Annotated in this window: 2 protein-coding genes; one reads left to right on the forward strand and one right to left on the reverse strand. The window is 54.0% G+C overall.

Annotated elements, in window-relative coordinates:
- Positions 1 to 94 precede the first annotated feature (94 nt).
- Complete coding sequence (gene gpmA / locus AC3DOM_RS16875) at positions 95 to 844, reverse strand: 2,3-diphosphoglycerate-dependent phosphoglycerate mutase (protein ID WP_487920203.1); 750 nt, start codon at positions 842 to 844, stop codon at positions 95 to 97.
- A 201-nt stretch (positions 845 to 1045) separates the two neighbouring features.
- Here gpmA and mutS point away from each other — a divergent pair.
- On the forward strand, positions 1046 to 3430 hold a 2385-nt coding region (gene mutS / locus AC3DOM_RS16880), incomplete at its 3' end, for a DNA mismatch repair protein MutS (RefSeq protein WP_487920204.1).

The following is a 3430-nucleotide window of genomic DNA, read 5'->3' on the forward strand; positions in this document are numbered from 1 at the left end:
CTAGCCGCCGTCCTTTGCGTAGCATCCTTTAGGGCGGCGGCGGGGACGCCGCCGGGAGCACATATGCAAGAAGTCAATTTTAATTATTTGCTGTTTATTTTTTCGCCTTCCCCTGTGCGGCAACTGCTGCCGCGGCTTTTTTGGCGGCTTCGGGATCACCGAGGTAGTAACTTTTGATCGCTTTCAGGTCTGCATCCAACTCGTAGACCAGCGGGATCCCTGTGGGGATATTCAAGCCAGTGATCTCATCGTCGGAGATATTATCGAGGTATTTGACCATCGCCCGCAGACTATTTCCATGTGCGGCGATGAGAAGATTTTTACCAGATTTAATTTCTGGTGCGATGACACTTTCCCAATAAGGCAAAACGCGCTCAAGGGTATCTTTCAGGCATTCAGTGGAAGGCAGCTCATCTGCCGAAAGATCTGCGTAACGCGGATCAAAACGTGGATGACGCTCATCTTCCAACTCGAGGGCTGGCGGAGGCGTATCGTAGCTGCGGCGCCAGATCAAAACCTGTTCTTCGCTTTCTTTGGCGGCCATCTCCGCTTTATTGAATCCCTGCAACGCGCCATAATGACGTTCGTTCAATTTCCAGGAGCGGTGAACAGGAATCCATTCCTGTTCCAATTCCTCGAGGGCGACCCACAAGGTTTGGATAGCGCGTCGCAAAACGGAGGTATAGGCCACATCGAAACGGAATCCAGCCTCTCGCAAGAGCGTTCCGGCGCTGTGCGCTTCAGCGCGTCCCTGCTCTGTTAACCCAACATCTGTCCAGCCCGTGAAGCGATTGGATAAATTCCATTCGCTCTGTCCATGACGAAGTAAAACCAGTTTGTACATGCTGTTCTCCCATCGAGATTTATTATTGATGTTATTAAGCTAAATTGCTTTTGAACCTCCCGCAGGTTTCAATAACCTGCGGGAGGACTTATTCGGATTTCCTATCGCTCTGTCCCTGACGGAACAAAACCAGTTCGCAGATGCTATTCTCCTGAATGTTTTTCATTATTATAAAGCTTTTCTTCATGTTAGAATCGACCTATGGTCAAACCCGAAAATACCCCAGTCCGCCAACAATATCTTGATATCAAAGCCCAACATCCAGACGCGATCCTCTTCTTTCGCCTGGGGGATTTCTACGAAACCTTTGGCGAAGACGCGGTCATCACAGCCCGCGAACTGGATATAGTGCTCACCTCGCGCGGAATCGGGAACGGCGAGAAAACACCCCTGGCCGGAATCCCCTATCATGCCGTTGAAAATTATCTCTCGAGGCTGATCGAAAAAGGCTACCATGTAGCCATTTGTGAACAGATCGGCGAGCAGCCCAAGAAGGGGATCTTTCCCCGTCAGGTGGTGCGCGTGGTCACGCCGGGGACGATCGTCGAACCGGGGCTATTACAAAGTCATGCTAATAATTACCTCGTCGCGCTGGTCGTTCATGACGGAAAAGCGGGGATCGCCTACGCGGATATCACGACCGGGGAATTTGCCGTCACCGAAATCGACGCCGCCGACCTGACACCTGTCCGTGCCGAGCTAACCCGCTTACGTGCAGCCGAGGTTGTTTATCCCGACGATCTGAGGCTCAACGGTGAAATCTCCAGCCATTTGACCTCCTGGCCGGCCTGGCGATTTGAATCCGGGCGCTGTGCCGAAATATTGCAAACTCATTTTGGGGCCTCCACCCTGGATGGTTTTGGACTGAAAAATCGCCAGCTCGCCACACGTGCCGCGGGGGCAATTATGCAATATATCAAGGAGACCGAGCCGAAAGCGCTCAGTTTGCTTTCCAATTTGCGCGTTTACAGCCTGAACGAATTCATGACCCTCGACGCCGCCACCCGCCGCAATCTTGAGCTGACCGAAACCCTGCGCGGCAAAATCGAGGGCTCCTTGCTGGGAGTGCTCGACCAAACCGTTTCCCCAATGGGCAAGCGTCTCATCCGGCAGTGGGTCAGCCAGCCCCTCCTTGATATACAGGAAATCACCGAGCGTCTCGATGGCGTGGATCATTTCTATCAAAACGGGATGCCTCGCGCAGAACTTCAGAGCGCCCTGAAACCCCTTGCTGACCTTGAACGTCTCAGCAACCGGATTTTATCCGGATACGCCCAGCCGCGTGATCTGGTGGCCTTGCGCGAAACCCTCGGAAGCATCCCTGTCATTAAAAACCTTTTTGTGGATGAAGTGCCGTCTCTGGCCCGGATTTTGGACTTGCTCTCGCCATGTGATCAGGAGCTCGCCCTTTTAGAGGCTGCCATTTCAGAGGAGCCCCCGGCAACCCTCCAGAATACGGGCGTGATCCGAGTTGGATATGCGGGTGAGTTGGATAATATCCTCGAATCCTCCCGCAATGCCCGCGACTGGATCGCCAATCTTGAAGCGGTTGAACGCGAGCGGACGGGGATAAAAACCCTCAAGGTGGGCTATAACAAGGTCTTTGGCTACTATATCTCGATCACAAAGGCTGTCGTTGATAAGGCCCCCGAGCACTATATTCGCAAGCAGACTCTGGTCAACGCCGAGCGATATATCACGCCTGAGTTGAAAGAATACGAGACGTTGGTTTTGAATGCCGAAGAGCGGATCCGTGAAATCGAGACGCGTCTCTTCAAAGAGTTATGCACAAAACTGGCTGGGTCCGTCTCTCAATTATTGCAATCGGCCCGCTCGCTGGCCGAGCTGGACGCGCTGGCTGCCCTGGCCGAATCGGCTGCCCTGGGAGGCTATAGCAGGCCGATCGTCAGGGATGATGCGCAGCTCGACATCCGCGAGGGGCGGCATCCCGTCGTTGAAGAATCCCTGCGCGGCGAACGCTTCGTCCCGAATGACATCATCATCGAAAAAGGTGAGGTTGTGCGGGTGATCACCGGACCTAATATGTCGGGGAAAAGCACCTATTTGCGGCAGGCGGCGCTGATCGTACTGATGGCGCAGATCGGTTCCTTCGTCCCAGCCAAAAGCGCGCAAATCGGCCTTGTTGATCGCATCTTCACCCGGATCGGCGCACAGGACGAGATCCACGCCGGGCAATCGACCTTTATGGTCGAGATGGTCGAAGTCGCAAATATCCTTCATCATGCCACTCCACGGAGCCTGCTCATTCTGGATGAGGTCGGGCGCGGAACCAGCACCTATGATGGGGTCTCAATTGCCTGGGCGATGGTGGAGCATATCCATAACCATCCGGATTTGCGCGCCAAGACCCTCTTTGCAACCCATTACCACGAACTGACACAATTATCCGAATTGCTTCCCGGGGTAAGAAATTATAATGTCGCGGTGAGTGAAGCGGATGCGAGGGTGGTCTTTTTGCATAAGATCATCCCCGGTGGCGCGGATAAGTCCTATGGGATCCACGTGGCGCAATTGGCAGGATTACCCCGCTCCGTTGTAGCGCGCGCCTCCGAGATCATGTCGGAG

The sequence above is a fragment of the Candidatus Desulfolinea nitratireducens genome (assembly GCF_982879505.1).

Bases quoted from the DNA above. Each gene is read 5' to 3' on its own strand.
- gpmA (WP_487920203.1), bottom strand. From the start codon at position 844: ATGTACAAACTGGTTTTACTTCGTCATGGACAGAGCGAATGGAATTTA.